General features: G+C 37.1%; 22 protein-coding genes. 9 read left to right on the top strand and 13 right to left on the bottom strand.

From position 1 onward, the window contains the following. Window positions 1-74: 74 nt before the first annotated feature. The gene (locus tag FC37_RS05605) at window positions 75-488 is read right to left on the bottom strand and encodes a peptide deformylase (protein WP_025006108.1); all 414 of its coding nucleotides are present in this window, start codon (window positions 486-488) and stop codon (window positions 75-77) included. Window positions 489-777: 289 nt separating this feature from the next. Between FC37_RS05605 and FC37_RS05610 the strand changes: the two genes are divergently transcribed. Continuing rightward, window positions 778-1,788: a serine hydrolase domain-containing protein gene (locus tag FC37_RS05610; RefSeq protein WP_025006109.1), complete on the top strand. Its 1,011-nt coding sequence runs from the start codon at window positions 778-780 to the stop codon at window positions 1,786-1,788. Window positions 1,789-1,829: 41 nt separating this feature from the next. Here the strand turns inward: FC37_RS05610 and FC37_RS05615 are convergent, their stop codons facing one another. The 4 genes from FC37_RS05615 to FC37_RS05630 form a co-directional block, all read right to left on the bottom strand. Then, window positions 1,830-4,661 carry a DUF3427 domain-containing protein gene (locus tag FC37_RS05615; protein WP_025006110.1) on the bottom strand — a complete coding sequence of 944 codons (2,832 nt, stop codon included), beginning with the start codon at window positions 4,659-4,661 and terminating at the stop codon, window positions 1,830-1,832. 66 nt (window positions 4,662-4,727) lie between these two features. Then, window positions 4,728-6,167 (bottom strand): amino acid permease, encoded by a 1,440-nt coding sequence (locus tag FC37_RS05620; RefSeq protein WP_025006111.1) that lies wholly within the window; start codon window positions 6,165-6,167, stop codon window positions 4,728-4,730. Window positions 6,168-6,222: 55 nt separating this feature from the next. Next, window positions 6,223-7,050, bottom strand: coding sequence for an exodeoxyribonuclease III (locus tag FC37_RS05625; RefSeq protein ID WP_056945536.1), 828 nt, complete (start codon window positions 7,048-7,050; stop codon window positions 6,223-6,225). A 473-nt stretch (window positions 7,051-7,523) separates the two neighbouring features. After that, on the bottom strand, window positions 7,524-8,366 hold the full coding sequence (locus FC37_RS05630) for a fructosamine kinase family protein (RefSeq protein WP_025006112.1): 843 nt from the start codon (window positions 8,364-8,366) through the stop codon (window positions 7,524-7,526). 126 nt (window positions 8,367-8,492) lie between these two features. On the opposite strand from FC37_RS05630, the gene FC37_RS05635 reads away from it, so the two are divergent. Beyond that, complete coding sequence (locus FC37_RS05635) at window positions 8,493-9,506, top strand: D-2-hydroxyacid dehydrogenase (RefSeq protein WP_025006113.1); 1,014 nt, start codon at window positions 8,493-8,495, stop codon at window positions 9,504-9,506. A gap of 57 nt (window positions 9,507-9,563) precedes the next feature. Here the strand turns inward: FC37_RS05635 and FC37_RS05640 are convergent, their stop codons facing one another. After that, window positions 9,564-10,169 carry a histidine phosphatase family protein gene (locus FC37_RS05640; RefSeq protein ID WP_025006114.1) on the bottom strand — a complete coding sequence of 202 codons (606 nt, stop codon included), beginning with the start codon at window positions 10,167-10,169 and terminating at the stop codon, window positions 9,564-9,566. Window positions 10,170-10,191: 22 nt separating this feature from the next. Between FC37_RS05640 and FC37_RS10995 the strand changes: the two genes are divergently transcribed. Beyond that, entirely contained in the window at window positions 10,192-10,530 is a 339-nt protein-coding gene (locus FC37_RS10995; protein ID WP_025006115.1) for a hypothetical protein, read from the top strand. 526 nt (window positions 10,531-11,056) lie between these two features. Here FC37_RS10995 and FC37_RS05650 read toward each other — a convergent pair. The 3 genes from FC37_RS05650 to FC37_RS05660 all read right to left on the bottom strand — a co-directional run bounded on the left by FC37_RS05650 (window position 11,057) and on the right by FC37_RS05660 (window position 14,991). Next, entirely contained in the window at window positions 11,057-11,875 is an 819-nt protein-coding gene (locus FC37_RS05650) for a Cof-type HAD-IIB family hydrolase (RefSeq protein WP_025006116.1), read from the bottom strand. A 125-nt stretch (window positions 11,876-12,000) separates the two neighbouring features. Continuing rightward, complete coding sequence (locus FC37_RS05655; RefSeq protein WP_025006117.1) at window positions 12,001-13,923, bottom strand: GTP-binding protein; 1,923 nt, start codon at window positions 13,921-13,923, stop codon at window positions 12,001-12,003. Between the two features lie 210 nt (window positions 13,924-14,133). Next, entirely contained in the window at window positions 14,134-14,991 is an 858-nt protein-coding gene (locus tag FC37_RS05660) for an aldo/keto reductase (protein WP_025006118.1), read from the bottom strand. A gap of 112 nt (window positions 14,992-15,103) precedes the next feature. Here FC37_RS05660 and FC37_RS10065 point away from each other — a divergent pair, with 112 nt between their 5' ends. Next, complete coding sequence (locus tag FC37_RS10065) at window positions 15,104-15,742, top strand: CorA family divalent cation transporter (protein WP_081776576.1); 639 nt, start codon at window positions 15,104-15,106, stop codon at window positions 15,740-15,742. Here the strand turns inward: FC37_RS10065 and FC37_RS05670 are convergent. Next, window positions 15,739-16,446, bottom strand: coding sequence for a YjjG family noncanonical pyrimidine nucleotidase (locus FC37_RS05670; protein WP_025006120.1), 708 nt, complete (start codon window positions 16,444-16,446; stop codon window positions 15,739-15,741). The genes FC37_RS10065 and FC37_RS05670 overlap by 4 nt on opposite strands. A 339-nt stretch (window positions 16,447-16,785) precedes the next feature. Between FC37_RS05670 and trpX the strand changes: the two genes are divergently transcribed. The 4 genes from trpX (at window position 16,786) to FC37_RS05690 (ending at window position 19,899) form a co-directional block, all read left to right on the top strand. Continuing rightward, on the top strand, window positions 16,786-17,778 hold the full coding sequence (gene trpX / locus FC37_RS05675) for a tryptophan ABC transporter substrate-binding protein (RefSeq protein WP_025006121.1): 993 nt from the start codon (window positions 16,786-16,788) through the stop codon (window positions 17,776-17,778). Beyond that, window positions 17,775-18,671, top strand: a complete 897-nt coding sequence (locus FC37_RS05680; protein WP_025006122.1) for an ABC transporter permease — start codon at window positions 17,775-17,777, stop codon at window positions 18,669-18,671. The genes trpX and FC37_RS05680 overlap by 4 nt, the downstream gene beginning before the upstream one ends. Further along, window positions 18,668-19,429 (top strand): ABC transporter ATP-binding protein, encoded by a 762-nt coding sequence (locus tag FC37_RS05685; protein WP_025006123.1) that lies wholly within the window; start codon window positions 18,668-18,670, stop codon window positions 19,427-19,429. Before FC37_RS05680 ends, FC37_RS05685 begins: the two co-directional genes overlap by 4 nt. A gap of 113 nt (window positions 19,430-19,542) precedes the next feature. Continuing rightward, window positions 19,543-19,899 (top strand): hypothetical protein, encoded by a 357-nt coding sequence (locus FC37_RS05690; RefSeq protein ID WP_025006124.1) that lies wholly within the window; start codon window positions 19,543-19,545, stop codon window positions 19,897-19,899. 87 nt (window positions 19,900-19,986) lie between these two features. On the opposite strand, the gene FC37_RS05695 is transcribed toward FC37_RS05690, so the two are convergent. After that, window positions 19,987-21,321, bottom strand: coding sequence for an SLC45 family MFS transporter (locus FC37_RS05695; protein ID WP_056945537.1), 1,335 nt, complete (start codon window positions 21,319-21,321; stop codon window positions 19,987-19,989). Window positions 21,322-21,524: 203 nt separating this feature from the next. Between FC37_RS05695 and FC37_RS05700 the strand changes: the two genes are divergently transcribed. Then, window positions 21,525-21,707 carry a hypothetical protein gene (locus tag FC37_RS05700; RefSeq protein ID WP_025006125.1) on the top strand — a complete coding sequence of 61 codons (183 nt, stop codon included), beginning with the start codon at window positions 21,525-21,527 and terminating at the stop codon, window positions 21,705-21,707. Between the two features lie 37 nt (window positions 21,708-21,744). Here FC37_RS05700 and FC37_RS05705 read toward each other — a convergent pair whose 3' ends face one another. Together FC37_RS05705 and FC37_RS05710 are read right to left on the bottom strand one after the other, a co-directional pair. Then, window positions 21,745-22,317 (bottom strand): SGNH/GDSL hydrolase family protein, encoded by a 573-nt coding sequence (locus tag FC37_RS05705; RefSeq protein ID WP_056945538.1) that lies wholly within the window; start codon window positions 22,315-22,317, stop codon window positions 21,745-21,747. Continuing rightward, entirely contained in the window at window positions 22,314-23,351 is a 1,038-nt protein-coding gene (locus FC37_RS05710; RefSeq protein ID WP_025006126.1) for an AI-2E family transporter, read from the bottom strand. The genes FC37_RS05705 and FC37_RS05710 overlap by 4 nt, the downstream gene beginning before the upstream one ends. Window positions 23,352-23,574 lie beyond the last annotated feature (223 nt).

The following is a 23,574-nucleotide window of genomic DNA, read 5'->3' on the forward strand; positions in this document are numbered from 1 at the left end:
TTCGTCATCTCTCAAGACGACTTTATTAATTTACCCTACTTTCTCTTTTTTGGCAAGTTATTTTTTCAACTTTTTTAAATTAAAATTCCATTGCAATGATCTATCTCATGTTGAATAGTTTCTGCAATAAATTCCGAAAAATCTTGCGTTACTTCTTCAAGATTAAGATTCTGATAAGTAACGGTTATATTCTTATAGCGAATTGCCTGACGTTGACCGCTTAAAGATAAGCATCCCTCTTCAGTCGTATACTTACCATTCTTCTTAATAATTTTAGGATTAATCATCACGAAAGGTAAACTTCCAATATAGAAAGCAATAATTCTTTTAGGTTTGCCAATCATATTTGCGGCTAAGCCAGCTGCTTTGCTTCTATTTGCTAAAAGCGTATCACGCAAATCCAGTGCCGTATTCAGATCTTCTTTGCTTGCTAATGTCGATTTTTGACTTAAAAATACTTGATCATGAATGATCTTTTTTACTGCCATAACTTTTCCTTTCCAAATTTATTCAATATAGAATATTAACAAATTATTGCCATTTAACCAAAATAAACTGAAGCATAATATGCTTGAAATGTTTTCTTAATTATTTTGAACTTGTATAGGGCAAAGATCGCGCTAAAATGTAGGTTAGACACTTTAAAGGGAGGCCTTCAAAATTTTTAAACAAATACTCACCGGATTAGCAGTTGCCGCTCTATTTTCTACTGCTACACCAACAATTATTTCTTCAAACACAGATAAGGTGCAAGCGAGCAGCTATTCTAGAAGTGCAATGCGTAGCTACGTACGAAACACTCTAGCTCAAAGCAACAGTCGAGGAAGCACAGTTATTATAAAAAATGGTAAACCTCAGCAAATCAGCTATGGTTGGGCTTGGTATGGCAAAAGAATAGGCAACGGTAATGATAGCGTAGTCTATCCGACTGCTTCTTTACAAAAAGTAGTGACTGCTGCCATGGTTGTTCAATTAATGAACGAAAAATGGCATACAAGTGAACGTTTTAGTCAAAACACTAAGATCTCACGTTGGTATCCTGAGCTAAAGAACGCCGACAATATTACACTAGGTCAACTAATGACCCAAACTTCCGGAATTAACGCTGTAAATACGGAAGCTGATCGCGGGACCGACTATTCAGAAGATGATGCAGTTAAATGGGCAATTGATAATGCTAATTCCACTGATTCAGGTACTCCTGGCAGTTATTTCTACAACAATACAAATTACATCCTATTAGCGGGTATTATCAAAAAAGTTAGTGGTCAATCATATGAAACTAATTTTAATAATCGTATTGTTAATAAATTAGGATTAGCAAATACCTATCTTTACCAAAATATTCCTAGCTGGAAAACTGATCCCATCTCATACATTTGGAATGTCAAAAATTATCAAGATCCTGAATATATAACTAAAACACAGGCTTCCCAACTTGTAGGTGCGGCCAACATGTTTACTACCCCAATGGATTATTACAAAATTCAAGTTGGCCTATCCAATGGTGCAATTTTAAATAAATCAGACTTCCATTACCTTACTCACTTAAGAAGCAGGGTTAATAACTATTCCGGTGGTATTTATCTTGATAACAACGACACCATAAAATCGGCATACGGAAATCTTGGTGGTACCCACTTTGGTATTTGGTTCCAAATTACGACTGATAATCGCAATGGTTTAATTATGTTCCTAAATCAAACTGCGGGTGACGAAAATGCTCAAAAACAAGTCGGATATCAAATTTTGAATCATATTAAACCATATACATTTATCGCAGGATAAAACAAAAAGACTTTTCCTAAAATTCGGAAAAGTCTTTTTTATTATTCAAATAAAAGTTCTGACATACTCGTTTTTAACGGCCGCTTCAACAATAAATTCATCCCTACGGCAGGCTTCTTTTTTGGTCCTAATAATTCTTCCTTAACCGAATCAGATTGAATTTGTGCCTCACCTAAATAGAAGAACTGCTTGCCATCGGCATCGCTTCTTTTAACAAAAACATGGATATGCATGTCTGGTGTCTTCAACAATCGCTGCACTTCTTCTGAATCCAAATGTCGTGGCACTCTTGTATACCAACGTAAGCTACGTCCATTTTCTAAAGTATTGTGATATAAAGCATTCCGCTTTTCTTGATCATCTTTTCGATAAGTAATAAAAATCGGCGTATCATGATCACCTACACGATAACCATACATCGGTGCAGAAACATCCCGAGGCCAATTCAACAATCTGCAAGCATCTTTTCGATCATATTGTTGGTATAAAGTAAATTGCTTTTGCTGGTCATAATTAGTACTTAATAGCAAACCTGTTTCAATTGCATCTTTAAACAGATCTTTGAACCATTTATTTTGAGTTAAAGCATTTAATAATTCCTGATTTAATTCATAATCAAACAAACTGCTATGAACTACCACGGGTTGATCACCATATTGTGCCTTCTTAGTAGTTTTACCTTGCTTAACATCAAAAAAATCAAGCGATAATATATCGTCTATCGAATTCAAAACTGCTTTATTTACATAGATTTCCTTTTTGCGTAATTCTGAGACAAAGTCTTCCTGGTTGACCTGTTTCTGCTTCAATAGCATCTGCAACAAAATTAGTTCATGAGCGCGCTTGCCATTCAAAAGCTCTTTAGTTAAAAAACTTAGAACTGCATTTTCATAATTATTTAGCTTTACTGCTTCACCCATTTTAATTAAAAATGCGGCGTAATTATCAAGTCCGCGATTATTAGCAAAAACCATTGGCGAAACTGAACCATATTGAGCAAAATCATGCAATAAAGGAATTCGACCCAATTTATTCTTCAAGCTTTGATAACTCTGCCGCAATTCCCGCATATTGTCTAACTTTATTTGATCTAGTGAAGCTAAAATCTTTTCAGATGCAACTTTACTAAAGTTAATCGTAGAAACATCAATAAAGTGAGGTAACCGCGCCTCTCTTTTGGCTTGATCCTTATCGCGACTTGTATCGTGATTAAGGGCAATTGGAATCATGTAATTATTCTTATAATTACCGATAAAATCCAGAACTGTCACGAATTCTTTACCAGGATATTTTCTTAATCCTCGACCTAATTGCTGGATAAAAACAATACTTGATTCAGTATTGCGCAGCATAATGATTTGGTTCAAAACAGGAATATCAATCCCCTCGTTAAATAAATCTACTGCCACGATATATTCAATTTCACCAGCAACTAATTTTTGCACAATTTTATTACGGGTACTTTCGCTGTCTTCATTGGTTAAAGCGACAGCAGGATGGTCTTTCTCTGAGAAAAGGTCAGCTAATTCGCGTGCTTCCTCTTTTCTACTGCAAAAAACGAGTCCCTTGGCTTGATCGCCACAATAGCCATAATAATCAATTTCTTTCAAAACATAATTTACGCGATCTTCTGATACTAAATAGCGTAAATCAGTTGTTTCATCAATTGATTGGCCGTTTAACTCATAATCTTGTACACCGACATAATGAAATGGCGTCAGCATCTTATCTTCTAATGCATCCCGCAACCGAATATCGTAGGCCAAATTATAATCGAAAATTTGATACACATTTTGTTCATCGGTTCGTTCAGGCGTAGCCGTCATACCTAATAAAAATTGCGGCTTAAAATATTTCAAAATCTTTTGATAGCTTGGTGCAGCTGCTCTATGCGCTTCGTCGATTAAAATATAATCGAATTCATTTGGATCAAAGCTTTTTAGCATATCCGGTTGAGATAAAGTTTGAATCGTCGCAAATAAATATTTTTTATTCTTATCATGCTTATTTCCACTGAGCAAGCCATAATCCTGCTTTTTTCCACCAATTACATGATAAAAACTTGCAAGCGACTTTTTAGCGATTTGCTCGCGGTGCACAACATATAAAAATCTTTTCGGTTTAAAATCCTTAACCGCAAAAGCACCTAAATACGTTTTCCCTGTACCTGTCGCCGAAACAACGAGGCCTCTTTTTTCGCCATTATCTACTAGGCCCTGTAAATTTCTGAGCGCTGCTTGCTGCATCTTATTAGGGACAATTTTTGTTTTTGATTTGGTTAGATGCGCAACCGGTGCGGGCTGCCAGTTATTCTTATAATCAGCTAGCCATTGAGCGCTAAGATCAAAACTACTATCTTCCAATCTAGAAATTTTCTGCGCTAATTGTTTAGTTAAATCGGCTTGATTGCGCGAGCTAGCTTTTAATGCCCATTCATAATTGCTAAGCATGGCTGAACGGGTAAAATTAGCACTACCAATTACAAGAGTTTGATAATCTTCGTGTTCAAATAAATAGCCCTTAACATGAAAACCCGACTCATCCGCAATTTTCACTTTTAAGTTAGGAATTTTTGCCAACTCTTCAAATACGCGTGGATTATTGAAATTTAAATAATTGCTAGTAATTATTGTTCCGCCCACGCCTTTAGCTGCTAAATCAGCTAAAACGACTTTTAATGGTACGAGCATATCCTGCGTAATAAAGGCTACAGCCCAAGTAAAACTTTGACAGTGATATAATTCCTCTCGCAAAGTTAGCCATATTTTTTCATCTTGCTCATTCGCTAAAAGTTTGGGGCTAAAAAAATTATTCCCTAAAATCTTTTCATCATAAAAACCATTTAAGATTGCATCCCGCATCACATTCGACATTCTTTCACCTCATTTGGTCTAATTCTACTAAAAAAGCATCCGTTTTTTAAAACGAATGCTTTTCATTTATTGTTTTTGCCATTTTTCATGCCAGTGATAAAGAACTAACGGCAAAATTGAAACGATCGCGCACATGCCAATTAATGTCCAGACATAGATTCCACGTAATCCTGCTGCAGTTCCTTGAGCAGGTACAAAAGTAACAAAGAATGCGACAACTGTGATAATCAAAGCCAAAATTGCAATTGCAATACTCAATTTTGGATTCTTGCTCATGTAGTACATGCGGTGATAATCTTCATGTTTTTTCTTCAAAACCATGTAGGCTATTAACATGATCATATATACCATCAAATATTGTGCTGTTGTTGCGGCTAATGAAACATTAAACGCAAAGTCAGCATCGGCACCACTGGTAAAGGTAATTAGCAATGCCGAAATAGTAACGATTGCTGATTGCAAAATCATAATTCTAATTGGAACGCCATGCTTAGTTGTTTTAGCGAAAAACTTAGGCATGTAGCCTTCTTTAGCAGCTTCGTACATTCCCTGGTTAGGACCAGCGATCCAGTTACCAAGCTCGCCGATAATACCACAAGCTAGCATTACGCCAACAATCTTTTGCAATAAATCTCCTGGCAATCCGATAGAAGTCAACAGTTTGCCATAGGTATAAACGAAACCTGTGCTGTTTTGGATTTCACTTTTAGGAACAGTCATTCCAATTGCCATACTTCCCAAAAGGTCAAAGCAAATTGCAGTTGCAGCCAGAGCCAACATTACTTTTGAATAAGATTTTGGATGGTCTAAGTTCTTAACGTGTGGTGCAGAAGCTTCTCCCCCACAGAAGGCAAGCATAAATGGTACAAAAGCTACTAATGTAGTGCCATTTAAATGATGTGGAACTATCGTATGCCAATTAATCACCATATGAACTGGATGACCTTGTGCCAAGTATACAAAGAATGAAATAATCAATAAAATTACCGGAAGCGCAATCCCCAAAATGAATAGCCATTCCGCAATTCGTCCGATTTTTCTAATCCCAATAACTTGAATTGCGGTTGCACCCCATAAAATGATCATCATTAAGATAAAACGCACAATTGGCGTGGTGTTAAACCAAGGAGTTCCAAAAGCAATCGACAATGCACCAATAATCACGTACATCATCGTGTCCATCCCCACAGTAATGTGAATCCATTGGTAAAACATTGCGGTCCAACCCATTTTGTCTCCTAAAGAGCCTTTAACCCAGGTAAAGATGCCGCCTTTTTCCCAACCATCAATTGAAGCCATTTCACCGGCCATTTGAGTAATTGGAATAAACCATGCAATTCCAGCAATCAATAGATAAAATAATGCCGTAGCACCAGTTTTACCAAATGGGGCTAGTTCGTCCACGGAAATAACCATCGAACTAGTCATTGCAAAAAGTTTAAAAGCTGTTAGACGATTGTACTTTAGATCTTGCTCTAAAGCCCAATCTTCTTTCTCGTTATTCAAAAAAATTCAACCCTTATTTTAATTTAAAATTCATTATACTAGTATTTTCGGTAATTTAAAGATTTATTTCTAGCAAAATTGGACAGTGGTCTGCACGTTTGCCCGTATCAATCATCTCTGAGCGAACTACTTTATCCGCAATTCGGTTGCTTACTAACCAGTAATCAATTCTCCAGCCTGAGTTATTAGCTTTGGCCGTTCTAACTCTTTGAGCCCACCAAGAATAAACTCCTTCAACGTTGCCATTAACTTTTCTAAATGTATCGGTAAAACCAGCATCGAGTAAATTAGTAAAATCTGCTCTTTCTTCATCAGTAAAGCCGGCAGAATGATGATTATTTTCGGGATGCTTCAAGTCAATTTCGGTGTGAGCACAGTTATAGTCCCCACTTGCTAAAACCGGCTTTTCTTCATTTAACTTTTTCAAATATTCAATATATTTTTGATCCCAGATTTGACGATCAGCTAAACGTTTTAAGCCATTACCTGAATTTGGCGTATAAACTTGAGTAACAAAATATTTATCAAATTCTAAAGTGATTATTCGTCCTTCTTCATCCATTGGTTCAGGTGCACCAATTGCTGGTTTAGAAACTGCTGGAGTTAATCCCTTTTTGTACAAATACATTGTTCCTGCATAGCCTTTTCGAGCGGGCTCTTCAGATGAACGCCAAACATAATCGTATTCTGGAAACTTTTCTGCTAATGCAGCTTGGTGCTTTTTAGTTGGGCCAGTTGCGCGCAGTTTAGTTTCTTGAATTGCAATAATATCTGGATTTAAAGCATGAATCTTATCTAAAACTTCACGCGTCTCTTCTGCTCTAGCTGAAATTCCAGTTAATGCCGCATTCAATGAATCAATATTCCATGAAATTAAAATCATTATTTTTCCCCTTTAAAAATATTTCAAAACTAATTATAGCCAAAAAAAGAAAAAGGATTAGCTTAGATGACTTTTCTAAACTAATCCTTTTAAGGGAGTTGTGTTGAATGAGAATAACGAGATTTTTTACATTAGCCTACTCATCACTAATGTTGCGAAAATGATTTATCAAGATTAACAAAACGTTCAACGCTAGAGATACTGCAGGGGAGCCTGATTCCTCACTTTCGCAAAAAGGGGATGGACTTTTTATCAATCTTCACTTTTATGGTTGCACAGGGGACAACCAGTAAAAGCAATACCCAATGTATGAATCAATATATGTCCAATAGGATGTATTAATAAGGAATTAGAAGATTTGTTACCTTCTTGCAACTTATCTCTATATTTGTTGCGTTGTATTTTTGTTATGAGTATATAATATCAGCAAGCTGACATTGCGTCACTATTTATTTTTTCTCTTAATAAATTCTTTAGAAATTGCTCAAAATATAATCAACTTCTCCTCCATATTCTTCACCAAATAAATCTAAATGCATGCAAAGATAATAGAAGCGATACCAGTTAAGACGCCGTTCTAGGTCTGGTCTTAAAGGACAAACTTCATTGTATGCTGCATAAAATTCATCATTGAAGCCGCCGAAAACTGTCGTCATCGCTAAATCAAATTCACGATCTGCATACACGGCATCTGGATCAATTAGATAGGGTTTTTCTTTTGCAAACATCACGTTGCCCCACCACAAGTCGCCATGACACAAGCTGGGCTGAACTTCATTTTTTGCATAATAATCTTTAAAAGCAGCTACCATTTTTTGAAAATGTTTTTCACGATAATCATTCCAGCGACCCACTTTTTTGGCATATTCAACTTCGGGTGTCAAGCGTTGATTAACGTAAAAATCTATCCAACTGGAATTCCAATGATTGTCTTTTTTCAAAATTCGAGTTCGATAAGTATCGCCAAAACCAAATTGCTCATGATGATACTGATGCATTTTTGCGACCATTTTTCCGAGATCAGCTTGATTGCCGCTGGTCCTGTCCAGCCAGTTTAAAAGTAAATATGCATCCCCTTCAATTTGACCACTAGCTAAAACTTGTAAAGTGTTTATCCCAGCTTTAGCCATTTCATTTAGTCCTCTTTTTTCATGATCAAAAAAGGAAGCAGGCTTCTTCGGCTGCACCTTCATGAAATAAGTTTTACTAGCAGTTTTAATTCTAAAAGCTTCATTCATGTCGCCGCCATGCACAGATTCACACGAAATAATTCTCTCTATTGGCAATTGACTAAGCCATTTTTGATTTAACTTCATGATTATTTACCTCTTCTTTCATTATAGATTTTTCTCAAAAAAATTAGATCTTTTGTGTTTTATTGAGCAAAGTGAAGTGTATAATGAGGAATGGTCATACTAATAAATTTTACGGAGGTTGAATTTATGACAAAGATTTTTGCTTACGCTATTCGTAAAGACGAAGAACCATTCTTGAACGAATGGAAGGAAGCTCACAAAGATATCGATGTTGATTACACTGATAAGCTTTTGACTCCTGAAACTGCAAAGCTTGCTAAGGGTGCAGATGGTGTTGTTGTTTACCAACAATTAGACTACACTGCAGATACTCTTCAAGCTTTGGCAGATGCTGGCGTAACTAAGATGTCATTACGTAACGTTGGTGTCGACAACATTGACATGGACAAGGCTAAAGAACTTGGCTTTGAAATTACTAATGTTCCAGTTTACTCACCAGACGCTATTGCTGAACATGCTGCTATTCAAGCTGCACGTGTATTACGTCAAGACAAGCGCATGGACGAAAAGATGGCTAAACGTGATTTACGTTGGGCACCAACTATCGGCCGTGAAGTTCGTGACCAAGTTGTCGGTGTTGTTGGTACTGGTCACATTGGTCAAGTATTTATGAGAATTATGGAAGGTTTCGGCGCAAAGGTTATTGCTTACGATATCTTCAAGAACCCAGAACTTGAAAAGAAGGGTTACTACGTTGACTCACTTGACGATTTGTACAAGCAAGCTGATGTAATTTCACTTCACGTACCAGATGTACCAGCTAACGTTCACATGATCAACGACAAGTCAATCGCAGAAATGAAAGACGGCGTTGTAATTGTAAACTGCTCACGTGGTCCACTTGTTGACACTGACGCAGTTATCCGTGGTTTGGACTCAGGCAAGATCTTCGGCTTCGTTATGGATACTTACGAAGGCGAAGTTGGTGTATTTAACAAGGATTGGGAAGGTAAAGAATTCCCAGACAAGCGTTTGGCAGACTTGATTGATCGTCCAAACGTATTGGTAACTCCACACACTGCCTTCTACACCACTCACGCTGTACGCAACATGGTTGTTAAGGCATTTGACAACAACTTGAAGTTAATCAACGGCGAAAAGCCAGATTCTCCAGTTGCTTTGGACAAGAACAAGTTCTAAAAATAAATTAGAATTAATAAAAAATCTCAGCTCAATTGGGCTGAGATTTTTTTGTACTTATAAATTGTCATTGTAGCTATCAGGTACGTCATCAGCGGGACTAGCTACAGATTTCAAAGTAAAGTTTTGTCCATCATAATTCAAAACAACGATGCCGCAATTGTGATAATGCAATTTGCCTAAGGGATGCAGGCTGTTCAATGCTTTTCTTAAAAAGTTCATTAAAGCCCCACCATGTGAGACAATTAACACATTTTTACCATCTGGAATATCATTTAACAATCTACGAATTGTTTTATCCATTCGCTCACTTACTTCGTCTTGAGTTTCACCGCCAAATTGTTTAAAGAAATCTCCGTAAGGCGGTTTAGGATTCAAACTTTCATCATGAGCTTCGTAGCGACCAAAGGCATACTCTTTTAATCCCTTATCGCGCTTGAATGGCATCTTGTGTTCCGTTATAATTTCCAACGTATCACTCGCTCTTTCAGAGCTTGAAGAAAAGGCATAATCAAAGTGCACGGGTTTTTCTTTTAAATAATCACGTGTAGCTTCTGCTTGTGCAATTCCTAACGGGGTTAGTGGAGAATCACATCTACCTTGAATTTTATGGAAATAATTGAAGAAAGTTTGTCCGTGACGAACTAAATATACTGTAATCATCGTTTTCTCCTAGAGGTTAAAAATGAAAATACTAAAACGAATTGGGATCGGTTTGCTCAGCTTAATCGGTATTTTGCTTGTAGTGATTATCGGTTATGTTGGCTACATGCAAATGCACTATTACCGCATCCCTGACAACCGCAAATTAACAGTAAAAAACAATCAGGCTAAAAAGCTAAGTTTGTATCATCCATATTCTATTATCACTTATAATGTCAGCTTTGGTGCATATAATCACAATTTTGATTTTTTCATGGACAAAGGTGAACTTAAGAACGGCAAAAAACGCAAGGTACCCGCGGTACCGCGTTTTCTAAGCAATCTGTTCTTGATTCGACTGATGGTGTTATTAAGACCATGAAAAAACAGAATCCTGACTTTATGCTCTTTTAAGAAATCGATACTCACTCAACACGTAGTCACTACGTCAATCAAGTCAATTTAGTTGAACATGCTTTTAAAAATTATGATCATGTTTTTGCCAACAACTTTCATTCAGCTTATCTTGCCTGGCCACTTTATGACCCACACGGCAGCGTTCAATCAGGCTTGCTCAGCATGAGTAAATATCACATGCAAAGTGCAATCAGAAGAAAGTTTCCTGTTTCGTCCGCATTCATTTCTAAATTCACGGATATTGATCGTTACTTTACAGTTATGCATTACCCTATCAAAGACGGAAAAGAATTAATCGTCATCAACAGCCACATGTCAGCCTATGACAAGGGTGGTAAAATACGGTCGGCGATGGTTTTATTATTTCGAAAAATATTAAGGCCAAGACTACCGACATCAATACTGATTATCGCTACTCCGATCACAATCCAATAAGATTGGAATTTAATTTAAGATAAAACTAAAAAGCCGTAAAAACGGCTTTTTTATTTTTATTCAACATCCAAATATTTAGCCAATACTTTAAGTACACCATTTTCATCATTTGATGGTGCTTCGTATTTAGCAACAACTTTGGCTTTTTCATTGGCATTTGCCATGGCATAACTATAACCACAAGCCTTAAGCATGCCAATATCATTTTCACCATCACCAAAGGCAATTAAATCTTTTTGATCAATATGATAGTACTTAAGCATATCAGCTACACCTTTAGCTTTGTTGATGCCTTTGTGTACCAAATCGATCGTCATATTGCCGCTGCTAGTACCGCGAACGTAATCGCCATACTTTTCATTGAAACGATCTTGAATAATCGTAGCCAATTCATCATCGGCAGTCAGACAAACCTTCAAAATAGCATCGCTTGGATCGATATCAGTAAATTTATCGATTTCTTCTACCTTACGATAATAAATTCGAATATCGTCTTTAGTTGCCTTATCCATGCTCTTCAAGATGTAACAATGATGTTCTGCACTAACCATGATAATTGCTTCTGGATATTCGGTTTGAATAAAGTTGAGTAGTTTTTGAGCAATATCATAGTTAAGCGCAGTTCTTTTGATTACTTTGCCATCGGCTTCTAGAATTGCACCATTTTCAGATACGTAATCAATTCCACTAGTAAATTCTTGAAAGTATTCATGTGAACGAATTAATTGATTACCTGTTGCTGAAATAAATGGAATGTTGTTTGCTTGTAATTTTTTTAGGATTTTGCCAAATAGTTCGTGATCAAAAGTCTTTTTTTCTGTTAAAAATGTTCCGTCCATATCAACTGCTACGGCTTTAAAAGGAATTGTAGTCATTAATATCAACCTTTCTATCATAGTTTTATCTTACTATGTAAGCGGTTGTCTTTCATTATTTACAGGGCAAAATGAAATTTCTTTCACAGGTAATCATATATTTCAGTTTACGCAAGAATTTTTCTCTAATCTAATGGGTAACTATAAGGATAATGTGCGGTCTGCGGCACTTGATCCCAGGTTACTGTATGCCCTGCTCCATGAGAACAAAATACAGAGTTTGGTGTATTTTCTAAATCAGACATAGGATCATAATCTTTCGCTGCAATTATTTCATCCGCATTATGACATAGCAAATATCCTTTGACTACGCATTCAAATATTCCCTGACCATGAGTATAGCTACGCACTTCAGTCGCATAATCTCGCATCTCACTAACTGGTGCAGATCCATTAATAATCGTTCGATTTCCATTATTTTCAGGCGTATCGAACTTACCATGCATCCGCTGAATATCATTCAAAGCATGGCCCACTTGATCCTGCTCAACCTCTAAATGAAAATCATACCAAGGCTCAAGCAGCTGCAGCTCATTTCTAATTTTCAACTCCATCAAACCCTGACGAATGGCGCGATACGTCGCCTCTCTAAAGTCACCACCGACTGAGTGCACTAGACTGCCCTTCCCACCGATCAAGGTAATTTTCATATCTGTAATTGGCGAGCCGGTTAAAACACCTAAATGTTCCTTAGACTTTAATGCGGTCATGATTTGGCGCTGCCAATTTTTAGTTAGAACTTCCAAATCACACTTATTTTCAAAAATAATGCCACTGTTTTCGGAACCTGGTTCAAGGAGTAGGTGAACTTCCGCATAATGGCGCAATGGTTCAAAGTGTCCGACAGCTTCGATCGGTTTAGTAATTGTTTCTTTATATAAAATATTGCCTTGTTCAAAGCTGATTGCTAAACTAAATCTCTCCTGCAAAAGCTGCTCTAATATTTCTAACTGGATTTCTCCCATTACTTGGACATGGATCTCTTGTAAATGTTCTGACCAAGTTACATGTAATTGCGGATTTTCATCTTCTAAAGCTTTTAACGCCTTTAAACATTCATGAATGTCATGCTCACCAGGATTTACCCGATATGTCAAAACAGGCTTAAAGAACGCGTGCGTATCTGCCGTGCCAATTCCTTCACCGGGATAAGTATCTTTTAGACCAGTAGCTGCTACAACATCCCCGGCCGTTGCTTCAGGCACCACATTGAACTTGGCGCCGTTATAGTTGCGTAATTGGTTGATTTTCTCATCACCCAGCATGCTTTTAGCTTTTAAGCTGCCACCTAAAACCCGCAACCATGATAGACGCTCACCTTTTTGATCATGGGAAATCTTGAAACATCTTGCCTTAAAGTCTGAACCAAATGCCTTTTCTTTCGTCCATTGATCTAAGCCAGCTAAAAATTCAGGAATGCCAGTAAGCTTTAATGCTGAACCAAAGAACACAGGGAATACCTGTCTTTGTAAAACCAATTTCTGAATATCAGCCACTTCAATTGCCTGTCCATCTAAATATTTTTCCAGCAAGTCGTCATCAACTGCAGCGATATTTTCATAAAAATCATCATCGATCTTATTAAAATCAATGCATCCCTGATCAAGATTCTCTTGAATATCAGCTAAAACCTGCTTGAGATCAATACCCGCAATATCAGTTTTATTAACAAAAATAAAGGTCGGCACGTTATAACGCTGGAGCAGTCGCCATAACGCCTTAGTGTAACTAACTACACCATCTGTAGCTGAGACCACTAAGATGGCATAATCTAGTACGCCAAGCGTCTCCTCAGTCTGCGCCGCAAAGTCAACGTGCCCTGGGGTATCCAATAAAGTAACATCTAAATCTTTAGTCGTCAGTTTAGCAGCATGTAAAAAAATCGTAATGCCGCGCTTTTTCTCAAGCGAATTAGTATCTAAAAACGCATCTCCATTATCTACTCGGCCCAAATTGCGCAAGTTTCCTGCTGTATAAAGCAGAGCCTCTGATAACGTAGTTTTACCCGCGTCAACGTGAGCTAATATTCCCATTGTAATTTTCTTCATTTTTTCACCTTAAACAAAAAAGCGCTGCAATAGCAGAGCCACACGTCGACGTACAGTAACCAGCTGTATACACGTCAATTTATAATCTTTATTTTCGTCGTACCTCCAAAGTACGTGAAAAAACTGCTTAAGTTTCTTTTAGATCTTCTAAAGAACTACTTTAAGTAGCAAAACTGGTCGCCCTCTGGGCGGCTTTTTTAATTAATTTCATTAAAAATCAACTTGATCAGGATCGTTAGCCAACTTGCTTGCTCCACGCAAACCATCTAACTTGGCCATGTCTTCTGGACTAATTTCAAAATCAAATACATCTGCATTAGCTGCAATATATTTAGGGTGAACTGACTTAGGCAATGGCAAAAATCCATGTTGCAGTGACCAACGAATTAACACTTGGGCTGGAGACTTACCATAATGTTCAGCAACTTTACCTACTGTTTCATTACCAAGCAAACCACCTGTACCTAATGGACTGTAAGCTTCATTAAGCATATTGTATTCCTTGCTTGCTGCAGTAACTTCCGGTTGCAAATCGCTTGGGTTCAAGTAGTTCTGGTTAACAACTGGCTTAATTTCTGCTGTCTTCATCAATTCATCCAAGTGATGCTTTCTAAAGTTAGACACACCAATTGCACGAATCTTACCAGCTTGGACAGCTTCTTCCATCGCTTGCCAGCTTTCGGCATTTAACTCTGCCCAATGATCACGCATGTTAGCAGGATTTGGCCAATGAATTAAATACATATCTAAGTAATCCAGACCAAGCTTTTCTAAACTAGTGTCGATTGCTTTCTTTGTCTTGTCATAGCCGTGATCCGCGTTCCACAACTTAGTAGTAACAAATAAATCATGACGATTAACGCCGCTCTTCTTAATTGCTTCGCCAACACTTTCTTCATTGCCATAAGCTGCAGCGGTATCAATATGACGGTAGCCAGCGTTCAATGCGGCTAAAACTGATTCCTTGGTTACTTCACCACTTGGAGTTTGCCAAGTACCAAAGCCGATTACGGGAATCTTAACGCCATTGTTCAAAGTATAAGTATCTGTAATTGAATGTAATTCCATATATGTTTTTCCTTAATTTTTTCTAAAAAAGTTTGCTTTCAAGCTAATCTTATCTGTCTATAACTACTCACATGATAATCTTAAACTAAATAATCAATGTGAGGTGAATAATATGCCTGAAAAATCTTTCTTAATTTTGAAAAGCAACTTAACTGCTTCCGATATTAAACAATTAACCAGCCAATGGGATTTAGATTCTGCTATTTTTGCTAATTTATTTAGTCAGCTTGATCATATCAACCAAAAACTAAATGCTGTCAAAAGAAAAATAGATTATTTAGATTCCGTTGCACGTGAAACAACTAAAACTAAAGAACTTAAAAAAGTTACTGACTTAACTAGAGAACTAGTCTACCTCAAACACACATTAGATGATCAAACAGAAAGCTTACGCTCTTTTGGTGAATATCTAAAAAAGAATCAACTTGCTTCCTCTGCCGACATTGCCAGTTTAATGACTAAACAAGCGCAACTGACTAAGATGATCCATGTTTATACGGATCTATTGAATTCAATCAGTGGCTTATTCACCGCCATGATGGACAGCCATTTGAATCACTTAGTGAAATATCTGAATTCCGTTGCTTTAATCATTGCTATTCCGACTTTAATCAGCGGTATCTGGGGCATGAATATTGGTGGCTTACCTGACAGAACCAATAAGAACGGCTTCTGGATTATCATCACAATTGCGGCTATTTTGACAATTATTTGGGCAATTATTCTAAAGAAAAAGAAGTACAACGATTAGTACTTCTTCTCAAAATCATTTTGCATTAATTTAACAAATTCAGGATAATTTTCCACTTCAAACTTGGGATGTAAATTCAAGGTGTTTTTACGATGACGGTGATTGTACCAGATACTGTCAAAGCCATATCTTTCAGCTCCTAAAATATCTGATTGTAAACCATCGCCAAAAAAGACCGTATCATTAGGACCAATTTCCGTGCGGCTAAAGAAATAGTCAAAGGCATGGACATTAGGTTTAGAATAATGAGCTTCTTCCGAAGTAACAATTAAATCAAAATATTTCTTCACGCCCGCTAATTCTAAGCGATGATTTTGCATAAACTTTTCGCCATTACTTAAAACGGTTAATTTATAGCCCTGTTTTTTAGCAAACTTAAGAGTATCTTCTACTCCGGGAAGCAATTGGTGGGCTTCACCAAAGTAGGAACGATATTCATTCATCATCTTTTGACCATCAATTTCTAAACCGAAATGCTCCTTAATAAAATCGTGAAAAGTCATCTCACTTAGTTCTTCATAGGTTATTTCACCTTGTTCAAGCTCGCGCCATAATCCTTGATTATAGGCATGATATTGGCGTTGAAGTTCTGGCGTTAATTGCCAGTGATGAACGTTGAAAAGGCTGTGTAAAGCAAAATCTTCCGTAGCAGCAAAGTCGATGATCGTATCATCTACATCGAAAATAATTTGTTGATAGCGCAATGAAGTCATTCCCTTCTATTTTTTATAGCTGGGTATTAATTATACCAGCTATCATTAAGAAAAAAATAATTGACATCTTTCTCACCTTTCTTTAAAATTTGAGCAACAAGTATTTTAGACGAAAGGAAGATTTATCATGTTTAAGAATGTAGTACTCAATCGTTGGCAATTCCAGCACTAGAGTTGTTTCTGCACGCTTAAGGTACAGATGCGGCTCATACGATCGCGTCTGTGCTGGTAAATCTTCATGAAAATTACCCGCACGGAAAATAAACGTGCGGGTTTTGTTTTAAGCATTTCCCGTCAAGAGGAAATGCTTTTTTTGTTTGAGGTTTAAAAATGAAAAGATTAATTGGAACGCTTATTGCTCTTTTTGCTTTTTTGATTGTGGCTTTCATTTCTGAAACAAACCAAGAAAAAGCAGAACAAAAACAACCAACTGTAGGAATTTTACAAACTATGAGTCACCCTGCTTTAGATCAAATTCATCGGGGAATTATTCAAGGGCTCAAAGAAGAAGGGTATTTTGAAGGTAAAAATATTAAAATTGATTTTCAAAATGCCCAAGGCGACCAAAGCAATCTAAAATCAATGGATGATCGCTTTATCGGGGAACATGCCGCATTAACTATCGGAATCGCTACGCCAGCAGTTCAGTCTTTAGCCAATACTCCGGGAGATACACCGGTAATCATGGGAGCTGTTAGCGATCCTCTTGGTGCACATCTAGTCAAAAGTTTAGCTCGTCCTGGTGGCAAAATCACTGGGGTTCAAGACAGACAACCAATTGCGGCTCAACTTAAATTAATGAAAACTATTATGCCTGATCTAAAAAAAGTTGGCGTTGTTTATACTTCTAGCGATGATTCTTCTACTTCAGAATATCGAGAATTTAAACAGCTCGCAGAAAAACAAGGTCTAAATGTTACACCTTATACCATTACTTCTACCAATGATATCGAACAAGTCGCTCAAACCTTAGCTGGAAAAGTTCAGGCAGTATATGTGCCAACTGATAACACCGTAGCTTCAGGAATTGCCACGCTACTTAAAGCAACAAACGCAGTGAAGATTCCGGTCTTTCCTGCCGCAGATACAATGGTTAAATCAGGCGGACTAGCAACTCGCTGTGTTAGTCAATACGACATGGGAATTTTAACTGGTAGAATGGCGGGACAAGTTTTGCACGGTAAAAATCCGGCAACCTTACCCGTTAAACGAGTAACTCATTACGAAACAGTAATTAATGCTAAAACTGCAGAGAAATTAAATATTCATATTCCAGCTTCTGTTTTATCTGCCGCACAAAAGAAAGGAAGAATTATCAAATGAGTTTAATTACTTCAACTATTGGTCAAGGGCTCTTATGGGGAATATTGGCTCTTGGACTTTTCCTAACATTTAGAATCCTGAACTTCCCTGATATGACCGTCGAGGGTACTTTTCCTTTTGGTGCAGCTATCTGTATCAGCGCACTAGTTCATGGCGTTAATCCAATTATCGCCACTATCCTCTCTTTTTTAGGTGGAATGCTCACAGGCTTAATTACTGGGCTGCTTTACACCAAAGGCAAAATTCCCGTTTTATTAGCTGGGATTTTAACTATGACCGGAATTTATTCTGTCAACTTACGTATTTTAGGGAAAGCAAATGTCGGCCTGCTTAATAAAGCTACATTGCTGAACGAAAAATTTTTACAAAGATTGCCCGATAATTTTCCTACTATTGTAGTTGGATTACTTTTCGCCATTTTTATTATTTTATTGCTAGCACTTTTCTTAAATACCGATCTTGGACAAGCCTTTATCGCTACCGGTGATAATGAAAAAATGGCTCAATCATTAGGCATAAATACCGATAACATGAAAATTCTCGGCCTAATGCTATCTAACGGTTTAATTGGTTTAGCCGGCGGATTATTAGGGCAAAATGGCGGCTATGCCGATGTTAATATGGGAATCGGAACGATGGTTATTGGCTTAGCTGCAATTATTATTGGTGAAGTGGTTTACGGCAATTTATCTTTAACAGCACGACTAATTGCCGTAGTCATCGGCAGCATTATTTATCGTTTGATTCTATTATTAGTATTGCAACTTGGTTTCAGCACCAACGACTTCAAGTTGATTTCAGCAATTATTTTAGCCATCTGCATGATGTTGCCTTTATTTGAAAAGAAATTTCATACTCGTAAATTATTGAAAAAAGGTGTGACTAAGCCATGAGTACAATTTTAGATTTACAAAATATCACTACCACAGTCAACGTTGGAACTAGCGAAGAAAAAAATATTCTTAAAAATATCAATTTAAAAATAAACGATGGTGACTTTATCACCCTACTTGGAACTAACGGAGCCGGGAAGTCTACGTTACTTAACATTATCAATGGTTCTATTTTTCCCACTAGCGGGAAAATTATTTTAAAAGAGCGCGATTTAACTAATTTATCTGAGGTAAAACGGGCAAAATATATTGCACAGGTTTTCCAAGATCCAAAAATGGGAACTGCACCTAGAATGACCGTTGCCGAAAATTTACTGCTGGCTACTAAACGCGGGCAACAACGCGGATTGCATTTACGTGGATTGGACCGGCATTTAGAAGAATTTAAGCGTGAGACAGCTCAACTACCCAATGGATTAAATGAACGGTTAAATACTTTTGTCGGCAATTTATCTGGTGGTCAAAGACAAACTCTCAGTTTCTTGATGGCGACTATCAAAAAGCCTGAACTCCTTTTACTTGATGAACATACTGCTGCTCTAGATCCAAATACCAGTCGGCAACTCCTAGAATTAACCAACAAGGTTGTTAAAAAAGAACATTTAACTTGCATCATGATTACCCACCAATTAAAAGATGCCATTAAATATGGCAACCGCACTATTATTCTAAATAGTGGAAAAATTGTTTTAGATGTTAATGGACAAGACAAAAAGACTTTAACTGAAGAAGATATTTTGCAATATTTTACCGATTAAGACTTAAATCCAGATGTTTTAATAAGCACCTGGATTTTTTATAACAAAAATTTTTTTTTTTTTATTTTTTACTTTTTATAATTAAAACTTGGCATAAACGTTATTATAGGATCATGTTTGATTCAAAGAAATTAGTTAAGATTGTTTCAGTCGCAGTTGCTTCAATGAGTTTGTTAGGTGTTAGTACTTCAGTTACCGAAGCTGCTAGCTTCACTGCTCCAAAGTTGGGTGTCGCAGAAGTTGTTCCTACTAACCCAGCTATCAAGAAAGGCGACAAGATCTTCGTTGCTATTAAAGACACTAAGAACCAAAAGGTTGCTGTTTTAAACGCAAATGGTACAAAGACTGCTAAAACAGTTTCAATGGGTTCAACTTTCACCGCTAAAGATGTTAAGAAGACTAACGGTAAAAAGCTTGTTAAGATCAGTGGCAACCAATGGTTGAACATTAAGGATGTTGTTAAAGATTAATAAATTAAACAATATTCTAACTAAATGAATACATAAAAAATGCACGAAGCCAAATTTTGACTTCATGCATTTTTCTTTTGGTCTAAATTATTTTACGTAAGTTTCTTTAATACCCATAACTGATAAAGCAGCTAAAAATCCTGAAATACCAGTGATAAGCATCATGGTTGGCATTGAGTTACCTACCATTGGGAAAATAATGAAACTAAGGAGTGAAGCAATAATTTGTGGTAAACAAATTGAACAGTTGAACAAACCTAAGTAAGTTCCCATGTGTTTACCTGATAAAGCATTCGATACCATAGTCAATGGATAAGTGTTCATTCCGGCCCAGCTGATTCCAATCAAAATGAATGAAAGAATCAACAACATTTGTGAATGAATTAAGAAGATTGAAGTGTAGCCAATTGCACCTAAGAGCAAACTTACACCGTAACCCATCTTGTGGTGGTCATTTGGCACCTCAGCCAAAACGTATGACCAAATTACGGCTGCAATAGATTGAACAGCAGTTAAAACACCGAACCAGTTGCCGGCAACTTGATAGCCAGCTGAAGATGCGTTGGTTGTGTGCCATACATTTTGAGCAATCGCGCCAGTTGCGTAAGTTGAAAGGTATTGGAATGAAATCCAGCAGAAGAACTGAACTAATGAAACTTGCCAGAAAACCTTTGGGGCTTTCTTTAAAAGTTCAATCCAGCCACCACCTTCTGTGTTATCTGATTCCTTAATGCCGTGGTAACGAGCATAAGTTTCTGGATCATATTCGTGAACTCTGAAGATAGTGAACAATGACGTGATTACCAAAACAGCTGCACCTACATAAAATGAAATGACAACTGATTGTGGTACCACACCCTTTTTAGCAGTGTTAGCAACACCAAAACTAGTTAACAAGAATGGGAAAAATGCGGCAATTACAGCACCAAAGTTGGAAAGCATACTTTGAATTCCGTAAGCATATGATTTTTGTTCATCGTTAACCATATCACCGATCATCATCTTAAATGGCTGCATGGCCATGTTAGAAGCAACGTCCAATACGGCAATTGCGACAGCACCGAAAATAAGTGCTTCTAAGGATCCATATCCTAAGCCAAAACTACCAACATTTGGCAAAATGACCATTGTGATTACGGCGAAGATCATCCCGATTAACAAATAAGGTAATCTTCTACCAATCTTAGGAATCCAAGTACGGTCTGATAAAGACCCGATTCCTGGCTGTACCACCAATCCTGCAAGTGGTGGCAAAATGAAGAACCAACCTAATTTTGTTGGATCAGCCCCTAAAGTTTGGAAAATTCTACTCATTTGAGAAGTTTCCAAAGTAAATGCAATTTGTACACCTAAATAACCCAAGCTAATCATCCAAATTGTGGATGCGGCTAGCGTTGGTAACCCTGATTTTTCTTGCTCCAAGTTACTTTTCTCCCCTCATATAAATCGCTTTCGTGTTTTTAATGATATCGATTTCAGAAAGAGCTTTCAATATGATTTGTTCTGTTAACGGTAACTTAATTTCACAAACGTTTCTTTATTTTTTCTAAAATTGAAATACTTAATCTACTCTCTACTTCTATCTTGGTAGTAAAATGTTCTCATAGATTATGGAGGTATGAATTATGCTTTCACTTTTGTTAACAATTTTCTTGATTTGGCTTTTCTTCAAGTTGGGGATTGGCTTAATCAAAATTTTCGGCTTTTTACTCGTGGCCGGATTGATTTTTGTATTTTGCGCATATTTACTTATTCCATTCTTGGCTTTAGTAGCCATAGGTGGATTGGTCTTTGCGGCAATAAGGTAATTTAGATAAAAAATAAAGAGGCCAGAAGGCCTCTTTTTTACATACTCTTTAAATTTTCAACAATCAATTTAGCTAGTATTTCATAGCCTGCATCCCCAAAGTGCAGGCCATCATTTTTCATCCCTTGAGCTATCTTCTTGATATCTCCTGCATCCAACATCGCTTGGCACAAATCAGCATATCTAAAATGATATTCTTTTGCGACTTTCTCTACCACCTCAGCATATTTTCCCACCAAAGCATTATCGCGCACAAGCTGCTTTTCCTCATCAACGGCGGGTGGCGAAACAAGCAAAACATGTGGCGGATAATATGCACAAATTATCGCTGAACAAATCAGTTCCATATTTTGCTTAAATTGCGTTAACGGTACTTGCTTATGCGTTGCCAGATCATTAGTCCCAAGTAAAATTACCAAGTTATCGCACTTTTTCACGCTCAAAACTAATTCATTAAGTCTTGCAAAAAATGCACCTGAATTGCTCCCCGACACTGCAGTATTTTCAATTTCTACGTCAGGCAACATCTTTTTTAAATTCCAGTTAATATGCGGCTCTTCTTTGCCTTCATTGCGTGCGATGATGCTATCGCCTGTCAGTAATAATCTCATTTTAGAACTGCCTTCTTCTTACTCTTTTTAGTTGGCTTAATGCCTAAAACATCCAAGAAGAAAGTAAAGATTGGCACACCTACGATCAAGCCCCAGGTGCCCCAGAAGTGTTCTGCCACAAGCAAAACCAAGAATGTGTAGAAAATTGGTAATTCAGTCTTGCTGGCCATGAACTTAGGATTTAAGACATAGGCTTCAACGGCGTGAATAATCATGATCATAATGAAAATGTAAATCACGTAGCGAATGCCGCCTACTGAGTAGCCCACAATACTTAGCGGAATCAGTGAAATAATTACACCGGCTACTGGAACCAAACTCAAAATAAAGACCATCAAACCTAAGGCGACAATCTGTGGCATTTTCATTATAGCTAAACCGATCATTGTCAAAGCTGTGTTACAAATCGCAATAAAGAATTGGGCCTCAAGCACTACACCAAAGGTATTGGTAAATTTTTTACCGAAATAGCGAATATCTTCAAAAAGCCACTTCAAATAACCGCTTTTAACGAATAGACTAGAAAATTCCTTCATCTTCTTTAATTCAATCGTGTAAAAGAAACTCAAGATTAGCGACATAAATGTAGCAACCGTCAGCGTGCCGATATTAGTAGCAGTGTGAAAGGCAAAAGTCATAGCGTGCTTTGCCTGTTCAATCAACTCACCTTTACTAATGTAACGCGTTACGTACGACATCAAACGCAACGATTCATCGCTTTCATAAAATGCCATAACGGACTTCACCATCTTACTGATTTGCACCGCCAGCATGGGCAAGTAAACCGTTATAACAAAATACAATAGCGCCAGAATTATTAGATACATGACGACAACTATTATTCCTGTCGGCATCTTAGGAATGTAATGCTGTACTAAACGAATCAGGTGCACGATTACGTAAGTAAAAATAAATGTTAACAGAATCGTATTCATCATTGCCCGCATCTCGTACAAACAAGCTACGATTAACAAAAATACGACAACTCTACGCAATGGCACATTGTCTTTAAATTTTTGCCAAGCTGTATTCATGAATCAAACCTCGCTTTTTCCATTATTTTTGATTGTAACATGATAATTTTCTATATTTTTTGCTTTCTAAAGCTATACCACATTTTATCTAAAATTTTTTCTAATTTATTAGCCCTATTCTGATGGGATTTACAGTTTACAAATCAATGCTATCCACGATAATTTTCTACAAGCCACAAGATATTGTGGTACATTTAGATATGCAAGCATACATAATGTGTTT

It is taken from the genome of Lactobacillus gallinarum DSM 10532 = JCM 2011 (assembly GCF_001434975.1).
Classification (GTDB): Bacteria; Bacillota; Bacilli; order Lactobacillales; family Lactobacillaceae; genus Lactobacillus; species Lactobacillus gallinarum.